The sequence below is a fragment of the Propionispira arboris genome, from assembly GCF_900109225.1.
In the GTDB taxonomy this organism is placed as follows: domain Bacteria; phylum Bacillota; class Negativicutes; order Selenomonadales; family Selenomonadaceae; genus Propionispira; species Propionispira arboris.
Genome location: NZ_FNZK01000002.1, coordinates 86858 through 106894, shown reverse-complemented (window position 1 = coordinate 106894; position 20037 = coordinate 86858). Strand labels below are relative to the sequence as shown.

21 protein-coding genes are annotated in these 20037 nt (G+C 37.3%); 4 read left to right on the top strand and 17 right to left on the bottom strand.

Annotated elements, in window-relative coordinates:
- Positions 1 to 189 precede the first annotated feature (189 nt).
- On the bottom strand, positions 190 to 756 hold the full coding sequence (locus BMY14_RS02415) for an acyloxyacyl hydrolase (protein WP_091828863.1): 567 nt from the start codon (positions 754 to 756) through the stop codon (positions 190 to 192).
- Positions 757 to 1128: 372 nt separating this feature from the next.
- Between BMY14_RS02415 and BMY14_RS02410 the strand changes: the two genes are divergently transcribed.
- The 3 genes from BMY14_RS02410 to BMY14_RS02400 are packed head-to-tail and all read left to right on the top strand — an operon-like array spanning position 1129 to position 2889.
- Positions 1129 to 1497 carry a GntR family transcriptional regulator gene (locus BMY14_RS02410; RefSeq protein WP_091828862.1) on the top strand — a complete coding sequence of 123 codons (369 nt, stop codon included), beginning with the start codon at positions 1129 to 1131 and terminating at the stop codon, positions 1495 to 1497.
- Position 1498: 1 nt separating this feature from the next.
- Complete coding sequence (locus BMY14_RS02405) at positions 1499 to 2197, top strand: ABC transporter ATP-binding protein (RefSeq protein ID WP_091828861.1); 699 nt, start codon at positions 1499 to 1501, stop codon at positions 2195 to 2197.
- Positions 2191 to 2889, top strand: coding sequence for a hypothetical protein (locus BMY14_RS02400; protein WP_091828860.1), 699 nt, complete (start codon positions 2191 to 2193; stop codon positions 2887 to 2889). Before BMY14_RS02405 ends, BMY14_RS02400 begins: the two co-directional genes overlap by 7 nt.
- An 83-nt stretch (positions 2890 to 2972) precedes the next feature.
- Here the strand turns inward: BMY14_RS02400 and BMY14_RS02395 are convergent, their stop codons facing one another.
- Positions 2973 to 3440: a nucleoside recognition domain-containing protein gene (locus BMY14_RS02395; protein ID WP_091828859.1), complete on the bottom strand. Its 468-nt coding sequence runs from the start codon at positions 3438 to 3440 to the stop codon at positions 2973 to 2975.
- A 17-nt stretch (positions 3441 to 3457) separates the two neighbouring features.
- Positions 3458 to 3868, bottom strand: a complete 411-nt coding sequence (locus BMY14_RS02390; RefSeq protein WP_091828858.1) for a nucleoside recognition domain-containing protein — start codon at positions 3866 to 3868, stop codon at positions 3458 to 3460.
- A gap of 253 nt (positions 3869 to 4121) precedes the next feature.
- On the opposite strand from BMY14_RS02390, the gene BMY14_RS02385 reads away from it, so the two are divergent.
- Complete coding sequence (locus BMY14_RS02385; protein ID WP_091828857.1) at positions 4122 to 4976, top strand: LysR family transcriptional regulator; 855 nt, start codon at positions 4122 to 4124, stop codon at positions 4974 to 4976.
- A 243-nt stretch (positions 4977 to 5219) separates the two neighbouring features.
- Here the strand turns inward: BMY14_RS02385 and BMY14_RS02380 are convergent, their stop codons facing one another.
- The 14 genes from BMY14_RS02380 to BMY14_RS02325 all read right to left on the bottom strand — a co-directional run bounded on the left by BMY14_RS02380 (position 5220) and on the right by BMY14_RS02325 (position 20006).
- Positions 5220 to 8252 (bottom strand): efflux RND transporter permease subunit, encoded by a 3033-nt coding sequence (locus tag BMY14_RS02380; protein WP_091828856.1) that lies wholly within the window; start codon positions 8250 to 8252, stop codon positions 5220 to 5222.
- Entirely contained in the window at positions 8249 to 9358 is a 1110-nt protein-coding gene (locus BMY14_RS02375) for an efflux RND transporter periplasmic adaptor subunit (RefSeq protein ID WP_091828855.1), read from the bottom strand. The genes BMY14_RS02380 and BMY14_RS02375 overlap by 4 nt, the downstream gene beginning before the upstream one ends.
- A complete protein-coding gene (locus BMY14_RS02370) occupies positions 9333 to 9557 on the bottom strand; it encodes a TolC family protein (RefSeq protein ID WP_245741226.1) in 225 nt (74 codons plus the stop codon). The genes BMY14_RS02375 and BMY14_RS02370 overlap by 26 nt, the downstream gene beginning before the upstream one ends.
- A 250-nt stretch (positions 9558 to 9807) precedes the next feature.
- A complete protein-coding gene (locus BMY14_RS02365) occupies positions 9808 to 10422 on the bottom strand; it encodes a TetR/AcrR family transcriptional regulator (protein ID WP_091828853.1) in 615 nt (204 codons plus the stop codon).
- 124 nt (positions 10423 to 10546) lie between these two features.
- Positions 10547 to 11086, bottom strand: coding sequence for a GNAT family N-acetyltransferase (locus BMY14_RS02360; protein ID WP_091828852.1), 540 nt, complete (start codon positions 11084 to 11086; stop codon positions 10547 to 10549).
- Between the two features lie 299 nt (positions 11087 to 11385).
- On the bottom strand, positions 11386 to 12045 hold the full coding sequence (locus BMY14_RS02355; protein WP_091829245.1) for a GyrI-like domain-containing protein: 660 nt from the start codon (positions 12043 to 12045) through the stop codon (positions 11386 to 11388).
- A 29-nt stretch (positions 12046 to 12074) separates the two neighbouring features.
- Entirely contained in the window at positions 12075 to 12653 is a 579-nt protein-coding gene (locus BMY14_RS02350) for a type 1 glutamine amidotransferase family protein (RefSeq protein ID WP_091828851.1), read from the bottom strand.
- 50 nt (positions 12654 to 12703) lie between these two features.
- On the bottom strand, positions 12704 to 13654 hold the full coding sequence (locus tag BMY14_RS02345; protein ID WP_091828850.1) for a helix-turn-helix transcriptional regulator: 951 nt from the start codon (positions 13652 to 13654) through the stop codon (positions 12704 to 12706).
- Positions 13655 to 13757: 103 nt separating this feature from the next.
- Positions 13758 to 14261: a cysteine hydrolase family protein gene (locus BMY14_RS02340; RefSeq protein ID WP_091828849.1), complete on the bottom strand. Its 504-nt coding sequence runs from the start codon at positions 14259 to 14261 to the stop codon at positions 13758 to 13760.
- A gap of 498 nt (positions 14262 to 14759) precedes the next feature.
- Positions 14760 to 15056: a hypothetical protein gene (locus BMY14_RS02335; RefSeq protein ID WP_177177447.1), complete on the bottom strand. Its 297-nt coding sequence runs from the start codon at positions 15054 to 15056 to the stop codon at positions 14760 to 14762.
- Between the two features lie 694 nt (positions 15057 to 15750).
- Positions 15751 to 16665 (bottom strand): hypothetical protein, encoded by a 915-nt coding sequence (locus BMY14_RS02330; protein WP_091828848.1) that lies wholly within the window; start codon positions 16663 to 16665, stop codon positions 15751 to 15753.
- A gap of 105 nt (positions 16666 to 16770) precedes the next feature.
- The gene (locus tag BMY14_RS20300; RefSeq protein WP_281246412.1) at positions 16771 to 16902 is read right to left on the bottom strand and encodes a hypothetical protein; all 132 of its coding nucleotides are present in this window, start codon (positions 16900 to 16902) and stop codon (positions 16771 to 16773) included.
- Positions 16903 to 17099: 197 nt separating this feature from the next.
- Complete coding sequence (locus BMY14_RS20990; protein WP_281246411.1) at positions 17100 to 17225, bottom strand: hypothetical protein; 126 nt, start codon at positions 17223 to 17225, stop codon at positions 17100 to 17102.
- Between the two features lie 615 nt (positions 17226 to 17840).
- Positions 17841 to 20006 (bottom strand): hypothetical protein, encoded by a 2166-nt coding sequence (locus BMY14_RS02325; RefSeq protein WP_091828847.1) that lies wholly within the window; start codon positions 20004 to 20006, stop codon positions 17841 to 17843.
- Positions 20007 to 20037: the final 31 nt, after the last annotated feature.

The following is a 20037-nucleotide window of genomic DNA, read 5'->3' as shown; positions in this document are numbered from 1 at the left end:
TAAAATGAAGCCTATAATCTAGAAATTGGTAATCATTCCAGGCTATAGACTTTATTTTTATAGTTTTTTTTATGATTTTCAAGATATTTTGATCCTATATTTAATAAAACGCACTACACTCTCATCATAATCACAAACAAGAATTTAATATCTACTACTTTATGGTACTCTCACGTTAAATTTTCTAATTTAAAATTTTTGTTCGAAACTAACTGAAAGACCTTGCCCATTATATCCAGGATTATGAGTCCTAAAACCATTAGAAACATGCATGAACGTATACCCAATATTTATCGAAGAGTTTTCACCCGTTTTATAAACCAATCGGGGGCCAATCCGCCACATAAAATTATAATATCTTCCGTCTGTCGGAAATGCTTTATCATATATAATCAATCCACCGCTCATATCTAACGTTTCATATAACTTTCTTGAAAGTTTTTTTTCATTACGAATCATGTATACAGGCCCGATACCAACTGCCGAACTGTCTTTAGTCTGTCCATTATCATTTATTATGTGCCCATATGGTCGAGTAATTGTAATTCCCCTATATAAAGATCTATTATGTTTTTCTGAAATATTTTCGAGTATATGTATTGATACCGTATTAATATAACGATTTTTGAAACTTACATGCGTCAAGTAGTCCGAATCTATTTCTACTTTAGATGGAGCCGTATGGCAATATGATTTTCCCGGTATGAAAACCAATAAAACAGTCATAGCAAATACTAAACCAATTAATCTACGCAAAATATTGACATCCCCTTAATTGAGTTTTTTATACTGTCAAACCTATAGCGTGTGACCGTACTGCCTATTTTCTTCATAACAAACAAATAGGACATGACTAACTTGGATAAAATACGATTTACTAATTTTATTCCTCACGCAAAATCAAAGTTCCTGCCAAATTAATACAAAGGTAAAAAAATTTCTTCAAACAATGTAGCGAAAAAAACCAGCTTGACTGTCTTATTTTCCAATCACGTCATGATCTATTCTCATTAGTAATTTCAAAGATAATGCCTTCTACTACCGAATTTATAAATACTGCTTGACACTCTCTCTGTATTATTGTACTATGTAATTAATACAATAATACAATGTAAAGGAGCATTCACTATGGCTTGGGATTTTACAAAAGATCGACCGATCTACACCCAGATCGCCGAACAAATCAAGAATCAAATATTTGTCGGCAAACGAAATCTTGGTGACAGACTACCACCCGTACGTGATCTTGCTATGGAGGCCGGCGTCAATCCAAACACGATGCAGCGTGCCCTCGCACAACTCGAGCAGGAAGAGATTATTTATGCAGAACGCACAAACGGGCGTTTCATTACGGAGGATAAAACGATGCTGGATAAACAAAAAAAAGAAACTGCACGCTTGCAAATGAACGATTTTCTTGAGAAAATGGCTGCGATCGGTTACGACCGAAAAGCAACTCTTCAATTATTAACAACATTTACGAAAGACGGTGAATAATATGGATTCCATTTTACAATGTCAAAACCTCACAAAACACTACGGCAGCACCTGCGGCCTGAACGATCTCACGCTGGATATTCCCCGTGGACGCATCATCGGACTACTAGGCCCGAACGGTAGCGGTAAAACGACCTTCATCAAACTCTGCACGGGCCTGCTTGTTCCGACAAGCGGCACACTGACGATCGGCGGTCACCCGATCGGCACAGAAACAAAAAAAATCGTCTCCTATCTACCGGAACACACTTACATCAACAACTGGATGCGCGTTAAAGAAATACTTGAATTCTTCAGTGACTTCTATAAAGACTTCAATATAGATAAGGCACACGATATGCTGCAAAATCTGCAGATTGGCCTTGACGATAAACTTAAAAACATGTCAAAGGGTACAAAAGAAAAAGTCCAGCTCATCCTTGTCATGAGCCGCGAAGCTGACCTTTATCTGCTCGATGAGCCAATCGGTGGTGTTGATCCGGCCGCTCGTGACTATATAATAAAAACCATCCTTACGAACTATCAGGAGAAGGCCTCCATCATCCTCTCGACACATCTTATCTCTGAAATTGAATCCATTCTTGATGAAGCCATTCTTATCAAACAGGGCAATTTGATTCTCCATGACTCTGTCGATGAAATCCGTGAAAAGAAAGGTGTATCACTTGATGCACTATTTAGGGAGGAATTTAAATGTTAATCCATCTTTTTAAATATGAAATAAAATCTATATTTCGTCAACTACTTCCGTTCTATGCTGCGCTTATTCTATTTGCTTTGCTTGAAAAAGTTTTCTATATAATGCAGATGCCGACAATCATGTCCTTTACGGCGCTTTTCCATGTTCTCATCATTGCCGCGGTCATGGTTTTTACGCTGGTTGTCATCACGCGCCGCTTTTACAGTAACTTTTTTTCCAATGAAGGTTATCTGACCTTCACTTTGCCCGTAAAGACTTGGGAGCTCATTATAAGTAAGCTCATCGCAGCACTTCTCTTTGCTTTCACTGGTATGCTGCTAACATTTGCTACCGTTTTTTTCCTATTTGTCACCATAAACCCGGATCTTCTTGCGGGAGTCCAGTTTCCTTTCAGTACCATCACACCGGATGATATGCTTAACCTCACGACACACTTTGCTGCTTTTATCTACGGAACACTTATGTATGATGCCACAGCGATACTTATCATCTACGCTTCGGTGTCCATCGGTCATCTCTCCCGTGAGCATAGTATCTTCTGTGCTTTCGCAGCTTTTTTTGGGCTTTTCATTTTTGGGCAGATATTTTCTTTTATACTTGGTGCAAACTACTACGTCACCTCATTACTCCTCTGTGGCATTTTTTTCATCATCACAAATTATATTCTAAGTCATCGTTTAAATCTGGCCTGAAACTTTTTCTATCACTACTATATTTTGTTTCTTACTTGAATTATTTAAATGAACTGCCTCTGGTATTAAAAACCAGAGGCAGTTCATTTTTTTACCAATAAAAGGCTATGATTTTTTATAAAAATAAGTTGCCATACATATGCACTTAATACTCCTGCAAAAAACCTTACAAGAGCTATAATCAAGACATTACCGCCAAAACCTATAAAAATAATATTTTCTTCGATTATTGAATGACAGATACCTACTAAGATAAAAATTGTTTCTACTTCATGTTTTTCCAATCCTTTTTCTTTTATTGTACCTAAAATAATACCGCTACCTGATAATATCCCCAAAAAGATACCTGCAAAACATGTTATTGCTGCTTCTTTTGGTAAACTCAATAATTTTGTTATTTTCTCTGTTTTTAAAGATATTTTATCTATTATTCCAAATCTATTAAATATTTCAACCAATATTGATATTGGAATAATAACAATTGCTAATTGTAGTACTTGCAAAATACAGTCTTTTATAGTTGAACAAATAAAAAAATATATATTTTCCATATACCCTCACCATCCTTTCATAAAACCAATTTCAATATCATTCCAGAAAGGATTGCTACTATTAGTCTAACAAAAAAAATCAATCCCATACTAATATCTGCTTTTAGTGCAATACTATTTTCTATTATTCCTCCATGAGAAATAGCTATCATAGTACCTAAAATTGTCATCTCTTTGTAATCTAAATTTAATGCTAACATTCCACCTAAGCCGCCATAAATATTACTAACGATTCCCATAAAAAAAGGAATTGCTGCAGTTCCTGGCAACCCTACTACATCACAAAGCGGGACAAATAATTTTGATACATAATTATAAGCAGAAGTATATTCTAATATCTTAACAATTAAAATTGCTGGAACCAAAATTTTTGATAAACTTATCATCATTTTAATTCCATTAAAAAATCCTGAAAAGAAAACATTCATATAATTTTCTCCTACATAATAAATATATTTTTTTAAGCAATCCACTCTAAAAGCCGGCTTTTATTAAGCAATTCCCCTATTTATTATTCTATATTCGTGCTACCTACATCGTTTATTATATTGCAAATCACGCCATCTTAAAAATCACCATTTTTTTTGATTTCCAAAAAAAATTTTATGAATTATGCTATAATATATCCGTTCGGTATGAATATCATGTTTCGTGATTTATTATTTTTAAAGAAGGTCGCTTATGGATATAAATTTATTTAAAACTTTTCTTACTGTTGCAAATTGTAAAAATATAACTCACGCTGCAGAAATTTTAAACTTCACGCAACCAGCTATTACCGCTCAAATAAAACTAATAGAAAAAGAAATGCACGCCGCCTTATTTGAACGAATTGGAGGCAAAATATATTTGACACCAAACGGAAAAATATTTATGCGACATGCAAATAATATACTACTTGAATATAATTCATTAAAAAAAGACATATATTTATCAAGCAAAAAAAATTCCTCATTGATTAATATAGGTGTCTCTACGCTTTGCGCATCATATCTAGTTACTCCAATTTTATCACCACAAAATGAGTTCAAAAATATCTCTTTAGAAATTTGCTCAAATACCGATAGCGCCTTAAATGGATTAATACAAAATAAATTTGACTTTATAATTTGTCATACGGATATAAAAAGCGAAAAAATAACAAAAATTGAATTAAGTAAAGAAAAAATGATTTGGACTGTAGGCAAAGCACTGTATCTCCAACATAATCAATCTTTAAATATATTTGATTATCCATTGATTTCATTTAAAGAAGGCTGTACTTACCGAAAAAAATATGAACACCTACTCCCTAAACTTCCTAATATAATAATGGAATGTAGTAATTCCGAATCTGTAAGAGATGCTGTCTTAAATAATATTGGTCTTAGTTTTTTGCCTAATTTACTTATTAAAGATTATCTAAATTCTGGCCAACTAATTGAATTACCCTGCCAACCAAACACATTTGTTACATTAACCTTAGGATTTTTTAAAAACAAACATTTTTCTGTTCAAGAACAATTGTTTTTGGACTTATTATTAAAATCTATATAATACGCAAAAAGAAACACCTTGGTGATTTTTCAAATCACCAGGGTGCGCCGTTCTGGATATACAGGCATTTTTTTGTTATGAGATAAAATAATGAAATTATAAAACACCGATTGCATTCTCGATATGGCAATCGGTGTTTTGCTTTGCTTTTTTGAGACCACTTTCTACCCTAATAATGCAATAATAAATTAAATCTAACTATATCAGCCCATTATTCCATCTTATTTTTTATACATTCTTTATTTAACGATTTTTCCAGTCATGAATCAAAGAATAAAAGACTGGGACAACTACCAAACTAAGCAGCGTTGAGGTAATCAGACCACCGATAATGGCATGTGCCATAGGAGCGCGGGCTTCTGAGCCCGGTCCAAAACCTAATGCGATGGGAAGCATGCCAAAAATCATGGCAACACTAGTCATAAGTATCGGACGCAGACGGATGCGGGCTGCCTCAATCAAAGCTTGATTACAAGAGACATGCTCTCGCATTCGCTGTTTGGCAAAATCGATTAAAAGAATCGCATTTTTGGTAACCAGCCCCATAAGCATCATAATGCCGATTGTTGAAATCAAACTTAAATCACTGCCTGCCAAAAACAGTCCGAGCAACGCACCAATGATGGCTAAAGGCAGAGACAGCATAATAGCAAACGGTTCACTATAGCTTTCAAACTGCGCTGCTAATATCATAAAGATGAAAGATACCGCAAGCGCTAAGGCAATGCCCATACTAGAGAAGGATTCATCCATGTCATCTGATACCCCTGCAGCATTGATCTGATAGCCTGTTGGTAAAAGAATATCCTGCACACCAGGGTAAAATTGATCATTAAAATCACCAAGAGTCGTTTTCTCTAAATTGGCGGTCAGGCGGATTTCCTTTTGCCGGTCATAACGATTAATTTCTGCTGGACTGGTTTCATACTGCCAGTCGGCTGTTTGCGATAGAGGAATAAGCATTTTTCGTCCGTCAGTTGTTGCTTTTTCGCTTGGTACATAAATCGTATTCAAGCTTTCGGGGCGGCTGCGATCCACCTCTGCCAGCCTGACACGGACATCCACACGCTCATCGCTGTCACTATATTTACCGATGACCGTTCCTGCCAGCATCGTTTGCAGGCTGCTGCCGATGGCTTCTGTGGAAACGCCTAAATCATTTGCCCGTTCTGTTTTGATTGCAATATTTAGATTTGGAGTACCAGGCCGATGACTCGTCACAAGATCTTTTACCCCCGGTACAGTTTCCATTCTTTTTTGCAGTTCATTGGAGATTTCCTCCAGTTTTTCTACGGAATCACCTGTGATTGAAACAGTAACCGGCTTACCGTCACCTTGCTCTATATCCACCCGAACTCCTGGAATATTGTTTAAGATTTGACGTACTTCGCCAATAACCTCAGTTTGGCTGCGCTGTCGTTCTTTTTTGGGCACTAAGGTGATAAAGAAAGTCTGTTCTTGATCAGACGATGTACTATAAATATGCTGAATCTCAGAAAGCGGGCGAAGTGCTTCCAGCATCTTTTGCGCATGCTCATCCAGCGCTCCTACAGTTGAACCCGCCTGCATTTTGATTTTTACACTAAACTGTGAATTGTCGGTGTTTGGAATAAAGGAAGAACCTAGATATTGAAACAGCATCATGCTGAGCATAAACAAAGCGAAGGCGCCAGTCAAGACTTTCTTTCGGTATTGCTGGAGCAGTTTTTTCAGCAAATCAGCATAAGTATCCGCAAAATGCTCAAACCAGTCATTCCACTTTAACCACCACTGTCCCAGACGCCCTCCAGTATGCTGCAAGCCAACGGGCAGATACAAAGCTGCCATCATCGGTGTCAAGGTAAAAGATATGAAAAGAGATACCAAGACGGCAAACGCAATCGACAAACCAAATTCCTTGAAGAATTGGCCGCTGGCACCAGACATAAACCCGACGGGAAAAAACACTGCGACTACGGTAAAGGTCGTCGCCATAACCGCTAAGGCGATTTCTTTGGTTCCGTCAGCAGCCGCTTGAATAGCCAGCTTGCCCATTTGGCGGTGACGAATAATATTTTCAATGACAACAATGGCATCATCGATTAAGAGTCCGACTGACAACGACAATCCCAAAAGCGACATACTGTTGATAGAGAAATTAGCTAATTTCATAAAAAAGAAAGTAGCGATAATCGAAGCTGGAATCGCCAAGGCACTGATGAGGGTACTGCGCCAGTCACCCAAAAACCATAGTACCGTAACAACTGCAAAGAAGCCTCCGATGATAAGGTCAAACCAAACTTCATGAATAGATTCCTCGATACGCTCTGCATCATCGCGAACCATATGCAGGGTAATTCCCTCGGGTAGATTTTTCTGGATTTTTTCCAGTTCACCTTTTACTTGTTTGGCTACGTTCACGGCATTGGCACCGGATTGCTTGCCGATTTCAAGACCGATGGCTGGTTTGTTATCATAACGCGCAAGCGTTTCGATTTCCTTAATCGTATCCTTAACAGAACCAATCTGACGATAATAGACTGGCACGCCATTTCTGGTACCGATTACAGCGGAGAGGAAATCCTGCGGATCTTTAAAGTTACCCGCAGTCCGTACAGATAAATTCTGGTTTCCTGTCGTAAGCTTACCTGCAGGAATATCTTGGTTTTCCTGCTGCAGCCGCTGGGTAATTTCGGGTATGGAAAAATGAAACGCATTTATTTTATCTCGATCCATCAGCAACTGAATCTCGCGTTCTTGCAGCCCCGTTATTTTCAACTGTCCAACACCAGTAATTTTTTGCAGACGAGGTTTAATCACATCATCCACTAAAACACTTAATTCACGTAGATTGATGCTATCGCTGGTAAAAGCAATCGCAACGACAGGCGCTGCTTTCATATCGAAACGTGCAATTACGGGTTCTTTAATCTTATCAGGCAATTCGCTGCGAATGGCACTGATTTTGTCCCGCACCTCCTGCGTTGCGATCGCTGGATCTATATCCAAATTAAACTCAACGCCAATTTCGGCTATACCTTCACGGGATGCCGACCGGATATGTTTCACCCCTTTAGCCTCGCCGACTGCTTCCTCCACTTTTTTAGTAACCTGCGTGTCAATTTGTTCCGGCTGCGCACCTTCATAAGTAATACTAACCGATACATAAGGGAAACTTGTGTCCGGCATTTCATCCACGTTCATACGGAAATAGCTGACAATTCCCAATAGAATCAAGGCAAGCAACGTAACTGTAGCAAAGACAGGACGCTTGATGCTGATCTCCGGTAATCTCATCGACTGTCCCCTCCTTCACCCACTAAGGCATCACCGTCTTTAATTTTATCCAGATTGTCGATTACCACTGCCCGACCTTCCTCGATGCCCGCTTTAATCTCAAGCAAATCACCAATTAAATCACCGATTTCTACCAATGTTTTTTTTGCTTGACCATTTTCAGCAACATAGACATAATGCAAACCCTTTTGCGTCATCATCGCAGCACGCGGTACCGCCAGAACAGATTTCGTTTGACCCGAGATTAAGGCAGCTTGGGCAAACATCCCCGACTTTAACAACTGGCCAGCATTATCAACCTTAATTTTAACCCGAAACATCCGGCTCTCACTGCCTGCTACGGGGTTGATAACCGCAATGATGCCAGCAAAAGATTCCTCGGGATATGCATCTACTTTAACGGTTACCGCAGTTCCCAGTTTTGCAGTGACAATATCCTTTTGTTCAATGTTGACCACGACATACACTTGATCGATTTGTTCTACCGTCATAAGGGCAGTACCCGGTGAGACGACTTGACCGACAGTGACTGTTTTATTGGCAATTACACCATTTACCGGACTTCTAAGACTACCGTCATCGATTTGCTTTTGGGCATTATTCAGATTGGCATAGGCATTATCAACCTCCACTTGGCTGGTAATCATTTTAGCCTGCGCACTTTCTAGTTGCTGTTTGGTAACAGCTTGTTGTGCATAGAGATTATAGTAACGCTGATAATCTGTCTGCGCCGTATTAAGGTTTGCCTGCGCCTGACGAATGTTATTTTGGGCAATCCGCTCCGCATTCGCTAATTCAACCGTGTCTAGTCTCAAAAGCTCTGTACCAGTTGAAACTGCCTGACCGTCCTCGACACGTATTTCTTCGATTTTTCCTGCAAAACGGCTACTGATAATAGCTGAGGTTATGCCCTCTACCGTACCAGTCAAATTGAGGGTATTGGGCTTTTGCGTCCAGCTTACTGCTGCCATTGTAACCGCTAAAGGTTGGATATCGAGCTCTGCTTGCTGCTGAGCACTATAAACCCGCCAAACAACCGTACCGATAAACAGTATCAACATCAATATCAGCATTAAAGTTCTAACGCGCGGCTTCTTTTTTATCATGTATATCATCCTCCGTAATCGTCCCTATAGCTTGTGCTAACTGCACCGTATATTTATTGTAATCATAACGGGCATTAATATAGTTAAATTTCGCTGTGGTCAATGCGCCCTGTGCATCAATCACATCCAGATTGGTGGCGATACCAGGCTGGTAACGAACCTGCCCGCGATCATGTATCCTCCTCCTCTTTAGTGACAACCTAAGAGGCTTATCTACCCATATTTTTTATTACAAAATTTTAAGCAAAATTTATGATGAATAGGTTCTAACCTGTAATCTCTTTTCAAACTGTCGTAACAAGAAGCCGTTTTGCGACAACTGACCAAGGTCAGTTGGAAGGAAAAAAATAGCCCGAATCATCATAACTACAATACATTTCTCCTGTGAATTAATGACCTTGGTCAGTTGTGTGGTGAAAAAGATGTCCATTTCTACACAGCTTAAAATTTTAGACTTTGGAAACGATAAATTCGAGTTTTCCTTCCTCTATTCCCAAAATTCGTTCCAAAACAGATCCAGCAATTTTCACTTTAATAAGAAAGACCTCCTCTGGCTCCTTTAAAAAAGCAACGTCAAATAAGCAGTCCACTGTACTCCAGAAAAAAGCAATCGTTTCTTTTATATGGGGTGCCTGCATGCTTCCCTCTTGATTACCCTGCTCAATAATTTCATGCAAAAGCGGGTTGAAAATGCTCTCCACCTGTTGCTGCCAAATGGTATAAACTAGATTAAACTCCTTCTCATCCCAAAGCTTGTCAATCAGCTCATCTACTTGACTAGGAAGCATTAATTCTGAAATGAAACTCTGTAGCTTTTTTATTGCCGTGTGTGCTTTACTTTTCCTCTGATAAGAAGCTGCTATCTCAATCGCCCAGCGCGAACATATGGCTTCTAAAACGGCTTCCTTGGTAGAAAAATAGTAAAAGAAGGTTCCCTTGGCTACACCAGCCCGCTTCACTATATCAACAATCATTGTTTTTTTATAACCAGCAGAACTAAACAATGCTAAAGCCGCATCAATCAGCTCTTCTTGACGAACTTTTGGATCTTTTCTAACTCTCATATGTCTATTACCTCCTAACTGGGTAAAATCTGCAAATAAAACGACTTGCTTCCATATATCACTTCATTACTAGCTCAGTCAATCATATGGTTAACAAACCACGCTGTCAATAAATAAGTAAAATTTATTGTTTCATGACCTTTTCAAATCTAAAGAAATCTTCGCCTCCCGGGAAGTCCTCGTCACTTGTTGCATGCGGATCAGAGTGATGTTTATTGAAATATTCTACGATTTGAAAGCCACATTTATTTACATAAAAATGAATATTACGTTTTTCAAAGTATGGTGTATGAGTTTCCCAAACTTTAGTTTCAATGTACTTTTCTTCAATAGCTTTCCAAGCTTTTAAGCCAATGCCACGACTGTGTTCAGCTACTGATATAAAGAAAAAGTCTAACGAGTTATGTTGTGTTATTGCATTGATAATAAGTACAACGCCGCCTGTCTTTTTTCCATTTGATAAAATATGATAAACAACAGCTCCATCAGCATTGAAAGATTTTTCTAGATCTTCATCAGAAGGAATCGGCTTATCTAATTTAGAACCAAATGTCTCAACCACTGCAACTGCAAATGCTTCTTGCAGATCTTTCTTAAATTTTGTTAATTCTTCTCTATTTACAACCTCTAACGTAACTGTATTTTCCCTGCTAGCTTGTATCATAACTTTTACCTCCTATATATGTATATTACTACAAATTGTCTATTGATTAATAAAGTATTAGCCTCGCCAATTGACCGAGGTCAGTATTATTTTATAAAATAAGTTTTGTAATGTCAAGAAAAAGTTAAGTGATGCGCCCTAACGGAATTAAACATCAATAAAAATCCCCACTTATGCCAAAGGGCGCACCCCAATGATTTTTTAAAATTCCTAGGGTGCGCCGTTCCTTCTAACTCCGCGTTAGTGACCAAGTCAGGGTCTCTTAAAAATTAATTTCCAACCTCCGTATCGATTTTATTTTATACAAATTCCCCCAACACAGCCAACGTGTTAATCGGATAACGAAGAACTGTTTTCATTTTACATTCTGCAATTTTTCGCGGATCAGACAAATAAATCTCATGATGACGTCGTTCCATGGACAAATCAAAAACATATCCATTGGCAGCAGCATACTTTCTCATTTTATCAATCGTGAGTGATTCTTCATCGAAACTTCCCATATGCATACATTGTACAGATAACCCTTCAGAAAAATTACGCAACCAAGCTTTTGACAAATTGAGGCTTGATTTTTTCTTTTCTACATGCTGCTTTGCTACGGAAAGTAGATTCTCTGTCACAAATTCCGGTTGACGAATCATAGCAATCCAACAGAGCTCTGATTTTTTGCAAAAATCAAAATTTTGTTCATTTTTCATCCACCACAAACCTTCCAAAGGTGGAACGACATAGTCAAAATATCCCTTTGGTAGTACGCCTTTTTTAGGAAACATCTTTATTGTATAAGACAATGTATATAATATTTCTACCGCCCGCTGGTATTCTCCATCCGCATCATTCGGGTCGCCCTGTCCTCCAATTTGAAGAAAACACATTGGGGGAACATCTACAAGTTCGGGCTTTGTTTTTGGTTGATATAATTCTTTACATACTTTTTTATAATCTATTTTCTCCATAGAAAACAAACTCCCATCATTTTGCTTCATCATTCTGGATAAAATCCATCTTTATGCAGCGTATACCACTTTAAAACGTCTGCCACTGGTTTTGCTTTCATCAAAAGCAGAATTTCCTTTGCAAACTCAAGAGATGCACTACCATTGGCTGTGATGATATTTTTATCGCAAACCGCTTGTTTTTCTAAAAAATAGTTTTCCCCTTTATAGGCTGGAGCTTGTTCTTTCATAAATAAAAGTGTATTTCCAGAATGACGAATTTGATCTATGTATCCATGCTGTGCCATAAAATTCGCTGCATTACAGATGGCAGCTACGGGAATCTTTCTTTTAACTGCATATTCGACAACCGGTAGTACTGCGTTATTTAGTTGCTTCATCCAGGCATATCCTCCAGTTAAAATCAACAGGCTAAAATCATCTGGTAATTCTTCTATGGAATAATCCGGTAAAACCTTAAATCCTGCCATTGATACTTTAATCTTTCTATCAAAACTGAGTGTTTTTATTGTGTATTGTGTATCTGGTGCATTCAGTTCTGCACAAACATAGGCACTTTCCCAATCAGCATATCCATCAAAAATGAATACAAGCACTTCTTTTTTCATTTCCTAGCACTCTCCTTCTACTGCTTATTTTACAGCAGAAAAGGTGACACCTATATGTCACCTTTATATAGAGAATTTATTTTATTTAATCTTTGTTTTATTTCAACTTTCAACTCCGCTGGAGCGATAACCCTCACTTTATCCAAAATACCGAAAACAAAATCGGCTACCCACGTCAATTCCGAAGCAGAGAAACAAATTGTCCCAACCGTTGCATCACCGTCCAGAGATCTTTTACACAAAGAAGCATCCACTCTATCCGTCAAAAAAAATTCATTCAATATATCATATTCCAAGATAATTTTGAATTGTTTTTCTTGATCCGACGGACAAAAAACATTATTTCCATATGCTTTACCTACTTCTATCTTTTCAAAAGCATGAAATTCAAAAGTTTCATCCAAAATTTTATAAGATGCAATTCGCCGGACTTTAAAAAGACGAAATTCTTTTCTTTCCCTACAAAAAGCATAAACATACCAATTCGATTGCTTAAAAACTAATCGATGAGGCTCTATTACACGCTCCATCCTGGTATGAATGGATATATATTCCAAACAAATACAATTTCTTTGTATAATCGCCTGTCGAATATCAGATATTTTTTTAGTTATCATATTATCAAAAAACCAAGAAGATAAATCTATTACATAATCACTTTGAAAATCTGTTTTTTCTTTCATGTCTGGCAGAAGTTTCGCAAGCAAATTTGTTATCGCATGATCTTGCTGAATACTGTTTAGCGCACTCAGTCCAGTAAATATTTTTTCTAGATCACTTGTAGAGAGAATATTTTTATTTATCTTATAACCTTCCGATACTCCCACCCCTCCACCAATACCAGGATAAGATATAATCGGAATCCCCGCACCATTGAGTGTATCCAGATCCCGAAGAATTGTCCTTTTCGACACTTCAAAGCGATCGGCCAGTTCTTTCGCTGTAATTCGATCTACATTCGCAAGAATAGAAAGAATCGCAACTAATCGTTCTATTTTCAATTTTTTTGCACCTCTGTAAGTATTACTCTAAAAATTTAAACGTATATAAACATCAACAAATTTTGGCAAATCAGGTTATCTGATTAAGTTAAACAACCTACACTCATATAATCTTTATCTGGCAGCTGCGCATTGCCTTCAATGCATTCTCATGACTTTCTGGTGTACCCCCAGCACAACACTTGCTATCGACTATGATCATCTTTTCTGGATAGAACGCCTTGAGCAATAGCGCATTGGAAATGATGCAAATATCCGTGCAGAGTCCAACAAGTGTGATAGATTCATAAGGTTCTACAGCCTGAATCAGTTTCGTACAGCCGAATGTCGGTTTTTCGAAAACATTGCTTTCCTTCACGTATGGCTTGAGTGCATCACAAATCTCCCAGCCTTTTTCAGGTTTGATACAATGCTTGATCGGCAGATTCTTTCCTTCTTGCGAATCCAGGTAATCCTGTCCGTGCGTATCTTGCGTAAACATAATAACACTGTCAGTAGTGAAAAGCTTCTTTTGAACGCGCGGTACAATTGCCTGTGCCTCTTTGGTTCCCAAACTCCCATCAATAAAATCGTTTTGCATATCTATAATCAAAATTAAATCGTTCATAAAAATACCTCCGCTTCATTTGCTTCATCATAGCTGTTCCCCTGACGCCCTATCACTTTTCCTATTATTTCATGAAAAACTATACCGATTCCTTAGCCGGACTTAAATTGGACTTCTATGAATAAGACCCTAATAAATATTACTACATTTCGTATCAGCTAAGTGATAGCCCCGTTCGGTCAGTGTCTGATAACTTTAATTGTAACCGAGTTATTCATTTTATTCCAACATTTATTATAGAACCATTTAATTTTCAAATCCAATCCATCTTTCAAAATACTCATAAAGACCACCAGTCCTGTATTTAACTTTATTTATTTCATTTTAACTTTCAAAAAGTTAGAATGAAATAATTTATGTTACATATAGAATACAGTTTTGCTCATCACCTGCAAGTATATGTAACCCACAAATTTAACCAAAATAAAGACATAAAAAAACAAGCAAAAAGAAACACCCTAGTGATTTTTTTTTAATCACTAGGGTGCGCCGTTCCTTCTAACTCCGCGTTGGTGACCAACTCATTGTCTCCATAATCAACCGGACTGCATCGGAAAAACCTTGTCGATAATATACATCCATTCCGCTCAGCATCATACAATTATATTCATCATCAAGTTGTTCCAAGGTTTCCTGCAAATCCAAGGGTAATGCATTTTTGATTTTGTCCTGATACGTAATGACTTTTTCGCTGGCATGAAAATATTCACTAGAATATTTTCTTAAATCTAAGCCAACCAAAATTTCCTGTTCCTTCGTAGCAGCCAACGAATCAAATACATTTTTCATCATCATTTATATCCCCCATCCTCATTCTGCAAGGGGTTTCTCTATTGTAATCCAATAAAGGAACCCACCCTACAGTTTGTTTCAGGGGAAATCAAAAAAGCGCATGCGCGGGTTTATTCAACCTACACATGCGCTTTGCTATATCTTAATTGCATGCAGACGCAAGCTCCTGTCAAAACTCCAATCACATCATACCGAACAAACCATCTCCCTTGTCACTCAAGGGAAATCACGGTATAATAAATTGTCGTCGTAGACAGCTAGCTGTTACGTGTAGGTGCTGGTTCACCTGCTCGTGCCTGCGAGTGGTGAGACACTCTCAGGACACGGCGACTTTTTTAATTTCCACCTATCTCTAATTATATTACACTTCGTAACGATTGCAAGTAAAAATAGGCTGAAACATGATTTTTTTATTACGAAAATCATGTTTTTTTGTTGGGGTTTTTTAGGTTCTGGATGATGTACTAAGCTCTTTGAAAACTATAAGTTTGTCAGAAAAAAATATTCCTTAATGTCTACAAATCCTGGCATGAAAATGGGGGCTTTTATCGATCTATTTCAAATATCCATTATCTGCAAGAAGGCTTATTTATACGACAAGGATTTAACCGCCAGCTCCATAAAATTTGTGAAAAAGTTCATTAATATCACCTCATAAAAAATGAGCATACCTGTCGATATCCCAACTAAAAACATATTACGTATGTAATTTTGACGTAAGAAACCTAAAAACCTTCATCGAGGCAATATGTGCATCGAGTGCTTCATGACAACTAACTTCTCCATCCTCTCCATAACGAATACCCGGCTTACAATCAATTTTTCGACAAACATCTTCATCAATAAATAAATTATATGGTGAGAGCAACTTTCCTAATTCTACTAATTTATGGCTATATGGTGCTTTCTTTCCTGCCTTTTGAAAATATATTCCTTTTATTAATTTTTCAGTAAATTGCAAACTAGCCCACTTAGATTGTCCATATCTTTCTGATTGTATTATACCATCTATCGCATTCCGTTCATCTTCCAAAGCTTCCAATACATACTCCATACCGCTTTCATGATACTTATAAAATGCATCATATGTCCTTTTATATACCATACATAATTTATTAATATCATCCCTTGAAATATTGCCAGCTATTACTTTTGAAAGTTTCATTTTCTGAGGTAAATTTAATATATTATCTGGATATTGCTTGTAATCAGCTTGCCAGATGATTTGTATTGAACCAAAATTTACGGTCATATCTATTGTATAAGGCTCTCCTTCGACCATTATAATCATCCTACCATAAACAACACTGTCTCCCATTTGCATACGTTGTTCATATTTTAAACTAAACCATTCTGAAATTTTTATTGCCAAATTATGAGAAGTATATCCTATAGCAGTTACATTCTTTGCTCCTCCCGATAATATCGGAACCCGTCCAACTTCAGGGATTTTTTCTCTAATCTTTTTCAAAGCCAAGAAAAGACGCATTCTCGGAACTACGCCTTCCTTTTGCAGTTCCTTATCAATTTCTTCTAATATCTTACAAAAATATTCTTCATTAAATGCAAATTTCATCTCAGGAATATTCGGACATTCTCTTGATGCAACCATCTACAACCACTCACTTTCTAGAACATAATACCATATAATTATAACATATTTGAAAATGACGTGTATTTATATCAGCAGAATGCCACGCCCATTATACACGCTTTCTTAATTATCATTTTCGCAGCGAATTGCCCGATCGACTGCCATTAGCGTGGCCACGACACCGTCAATCTTCTCTGTGGATTTTTCTTTATTTGGCTTGATGTTTCCAGCCAATTTCTTTGTCGAAAGGCTCATATCCTTAAAGCCCTGCCCGAACGGAAAGGAGCTGGATGTTCATGTATGAAGAATCCTTCTCGCTGAATCATACGTTGCATCCTCACGGATTACCTATTTCTTTCCGATGCTGTAAGCGAAGGACTTTTTATGTTATGCGACCAACCACCAGCAAGCTCTTTGTAGTGGTGACGGCACAGGCTGTAGCAAGACAACACTCATCCGGATCTAGGCTGCAAGTAGCCTAGATCCGGAGAACTATATGGTGCTGTATCTTTCGGATTCGCAACTTGCACCGCGCTGGTTCTACAATGGCCTACTGCAACAGCTTGGTACTGAAACATCTATCGCAACGATGCCAAATTCAGCCTGCATCAGCAACTCGAATGCGGCAAGCGAAAAATAAGAAAGTCGTCACCATCCTTGATGAAGCACTTCTGTTAAAACGTAAAACACAGGAAGAGATCCAGTTCATGCTGAACTATCAAATGGATGAACACAATCCCATAGTGCTCATCCCTCGTAGGGCAAAACGAACTATCGGGTAAGCTGAACCTGCAGTCTTATGCTGCTGTCCGGCAGCGTATAGACCTGAAATGTGAACTTCCGGCGTTTGACCGATCGCAGACAGAGACACCTATGAATGTCCAGCCAACCTATACTGGTAACAATGAAGAAATCTTTACGGATAAGGTAGTAGATGAAATCTACAAATATTCCTGATATCCGCCAAGGCAATCAACAAAGTCTGTACACACAGCTTATTGAGCTCACAGCCAAACAAGAAGCTTACTTTAAGCCGTACATGTGAGTATGGTGTGGCAAATGTCTTGATACTGCAATGACAAAACCTGCAAGCAGCAACACGATACATTATGGAAAAATTCCTTTTTGATGCGATTCTAAACTCCGATTGCACTGAACAACAACACTTAATGGCATATGCAAACCATCATAGCTCAAACTTCTTCCTTGAGTTCAGGTATGACAATCTTATATGTCTTGAACCCTACAATATGAGTACCGCAAGACATTTTTTGTGTATAAGGCATCATGGCACCCATTTGAAATTTCTTCGAAGGCGAATCATCATCGGATAAGTATACCTTAAGATCCTGAACTGTAAATTGCTCATTTTTCCAAATAGACTTGACAATTACACGATTTTGGCATAATAGATTAATTTTCCCGAACTTCAAAAATGCCAGTAAATCATGGATATATCGAATCGAATGACCAGCCCCTGTATAGCCGGAAAACAAACGATTTCCCATGATAATACAGGAACACAGGATTCTTTTTTTATATGGAATATGAATAGATTCTAAATAAATTTTCTGAAATTTTTCATCAGAAAATGCTTGCATTTCATGATTCAGTTGCTTAGTTGCTTTTTCTATATAGTCAAAGCTAGTTCTCATGCTGAATGCATTCGTTGGGAGGAATGGATTTTTGCATTCGATGAACAATAAAATATCATCCGAAATGACAAAAAGATCTATTTCCCCTTTATGTCCTTTGTATTGATATTTTTTTCCTTGCTCTACTCGAAATAGCTTCGGGTATTGTTTAAAAGCATCTGCACACAGTTTCTCTAAATCCTCCCCCGTATTTTCCAAAAACAGGCTCTTCTTTCCCATTTGGTAAGAGTACGCTATAGAGTTTCGAATAAAATTCGATACTGCACATATATTTGTTGGACAACAATAGTGATCTCCTATTTTTAGAAGAGGCGTATATTGTATGTCATATATTCCTCCTTGATAAGTATAAAAATTCAGCAAGTTTCTTGTCTTTTTCATATCATGGATTTGTGTATTGATGAGTGCCTCCATATCGGAGTAATGAATCATCTGCCCCATAGAACGAATTACTGCTTTCGTATCGCCTCCATGATTTAAAATGTATTGATAGTGCATCCGATTCAGAAAAAATAGTCTTGGGAAGAGAATAGCATCCTTCATCGTTGCATATTCTTCAAACTTCCTTTCTAGCAATTTTTGGGCAGGAGTTACCAGTTCCTTTTCCATATACCTAAGCACAGCAATTTCTTCCAAATATAAATAATATTTTTCTGCGTTAGATCCTCCTATGTGTTGAAATACTTCCAGAATGTTTTTCAATGCATATCGTTCAAAAAAACCTGTTCCAGTCTTTATTGTCAGATATGAAGCCATATCCTCATGTGTCTCCAACATTTTTTTATACTCGAATAACGATGGATAATTTTCATTTACTAATTGTGCACTTATATTGTTAAAAAATAATACTTCCTGCACTTGTGTATTGATATATCCAAGCTTGATACTTTTCTCCAACGTCGGATTTGGTGAGTAAAAGCAACCATCTTCTAAAATATCATATCCATACCGATCCCAATAAAATTCCCATTCACGTAAACGCAGAAATTTACAAGTTATTAGAATTAAACTTTCTAACTCATCGGACAAAACATAATCCGCATCCATAAAACTATTTGAGTTTACATTCTTTATTCCAATCAAGTTATTATAGCGATAAATCAAAAATGACACTGCAGAAGCTACTTCCTCGTTTGGATAACTAGCGAAGTCATCCAAATCTATATCATCTTCAGTGGCATTCTTATCTCTTATCATAAATAAAAAATCTATATAAGAAATCAATTCTCGCAATAACGATGTTTCAATTATCTGGCTGTTATAAAATTCCTGTTTTCGGTCATCATGATGACTTTTTATCATTTGATCAATTTCTAGTTGTGTCATGCAGAAATATTGCCCCAACCATGCATTATTCTGTTTTTTTTGAAGATAGTTCTTTGTTTCTTCTGATAGCTGGATAATCTTTTCATGATTCAATAAAATAGAGGTTGCTTTTTTTACCTGAATTTTATCCCTATCATTTTTCCAATACCCAAAGAAACCTTCTTTTCGCAGTTCATGGACTCCCTCATCACTTAGATAATAAACATATAAAATGAGCGAACCGTAAACAGTCTGTTCATTTCCCCCTTTTAATATTATTTTCTTCAAAGATTTCTGATCGGATTTTGAAATTTTACTTGGACATTTCACTAATATTCGTTCATTTTCTGTTATATCTTCTATAGAAAGTTTACTTGCTATATTTTGAATAGTTTCCATTTATACTGTCTCCTCCCCATATAACTATAGG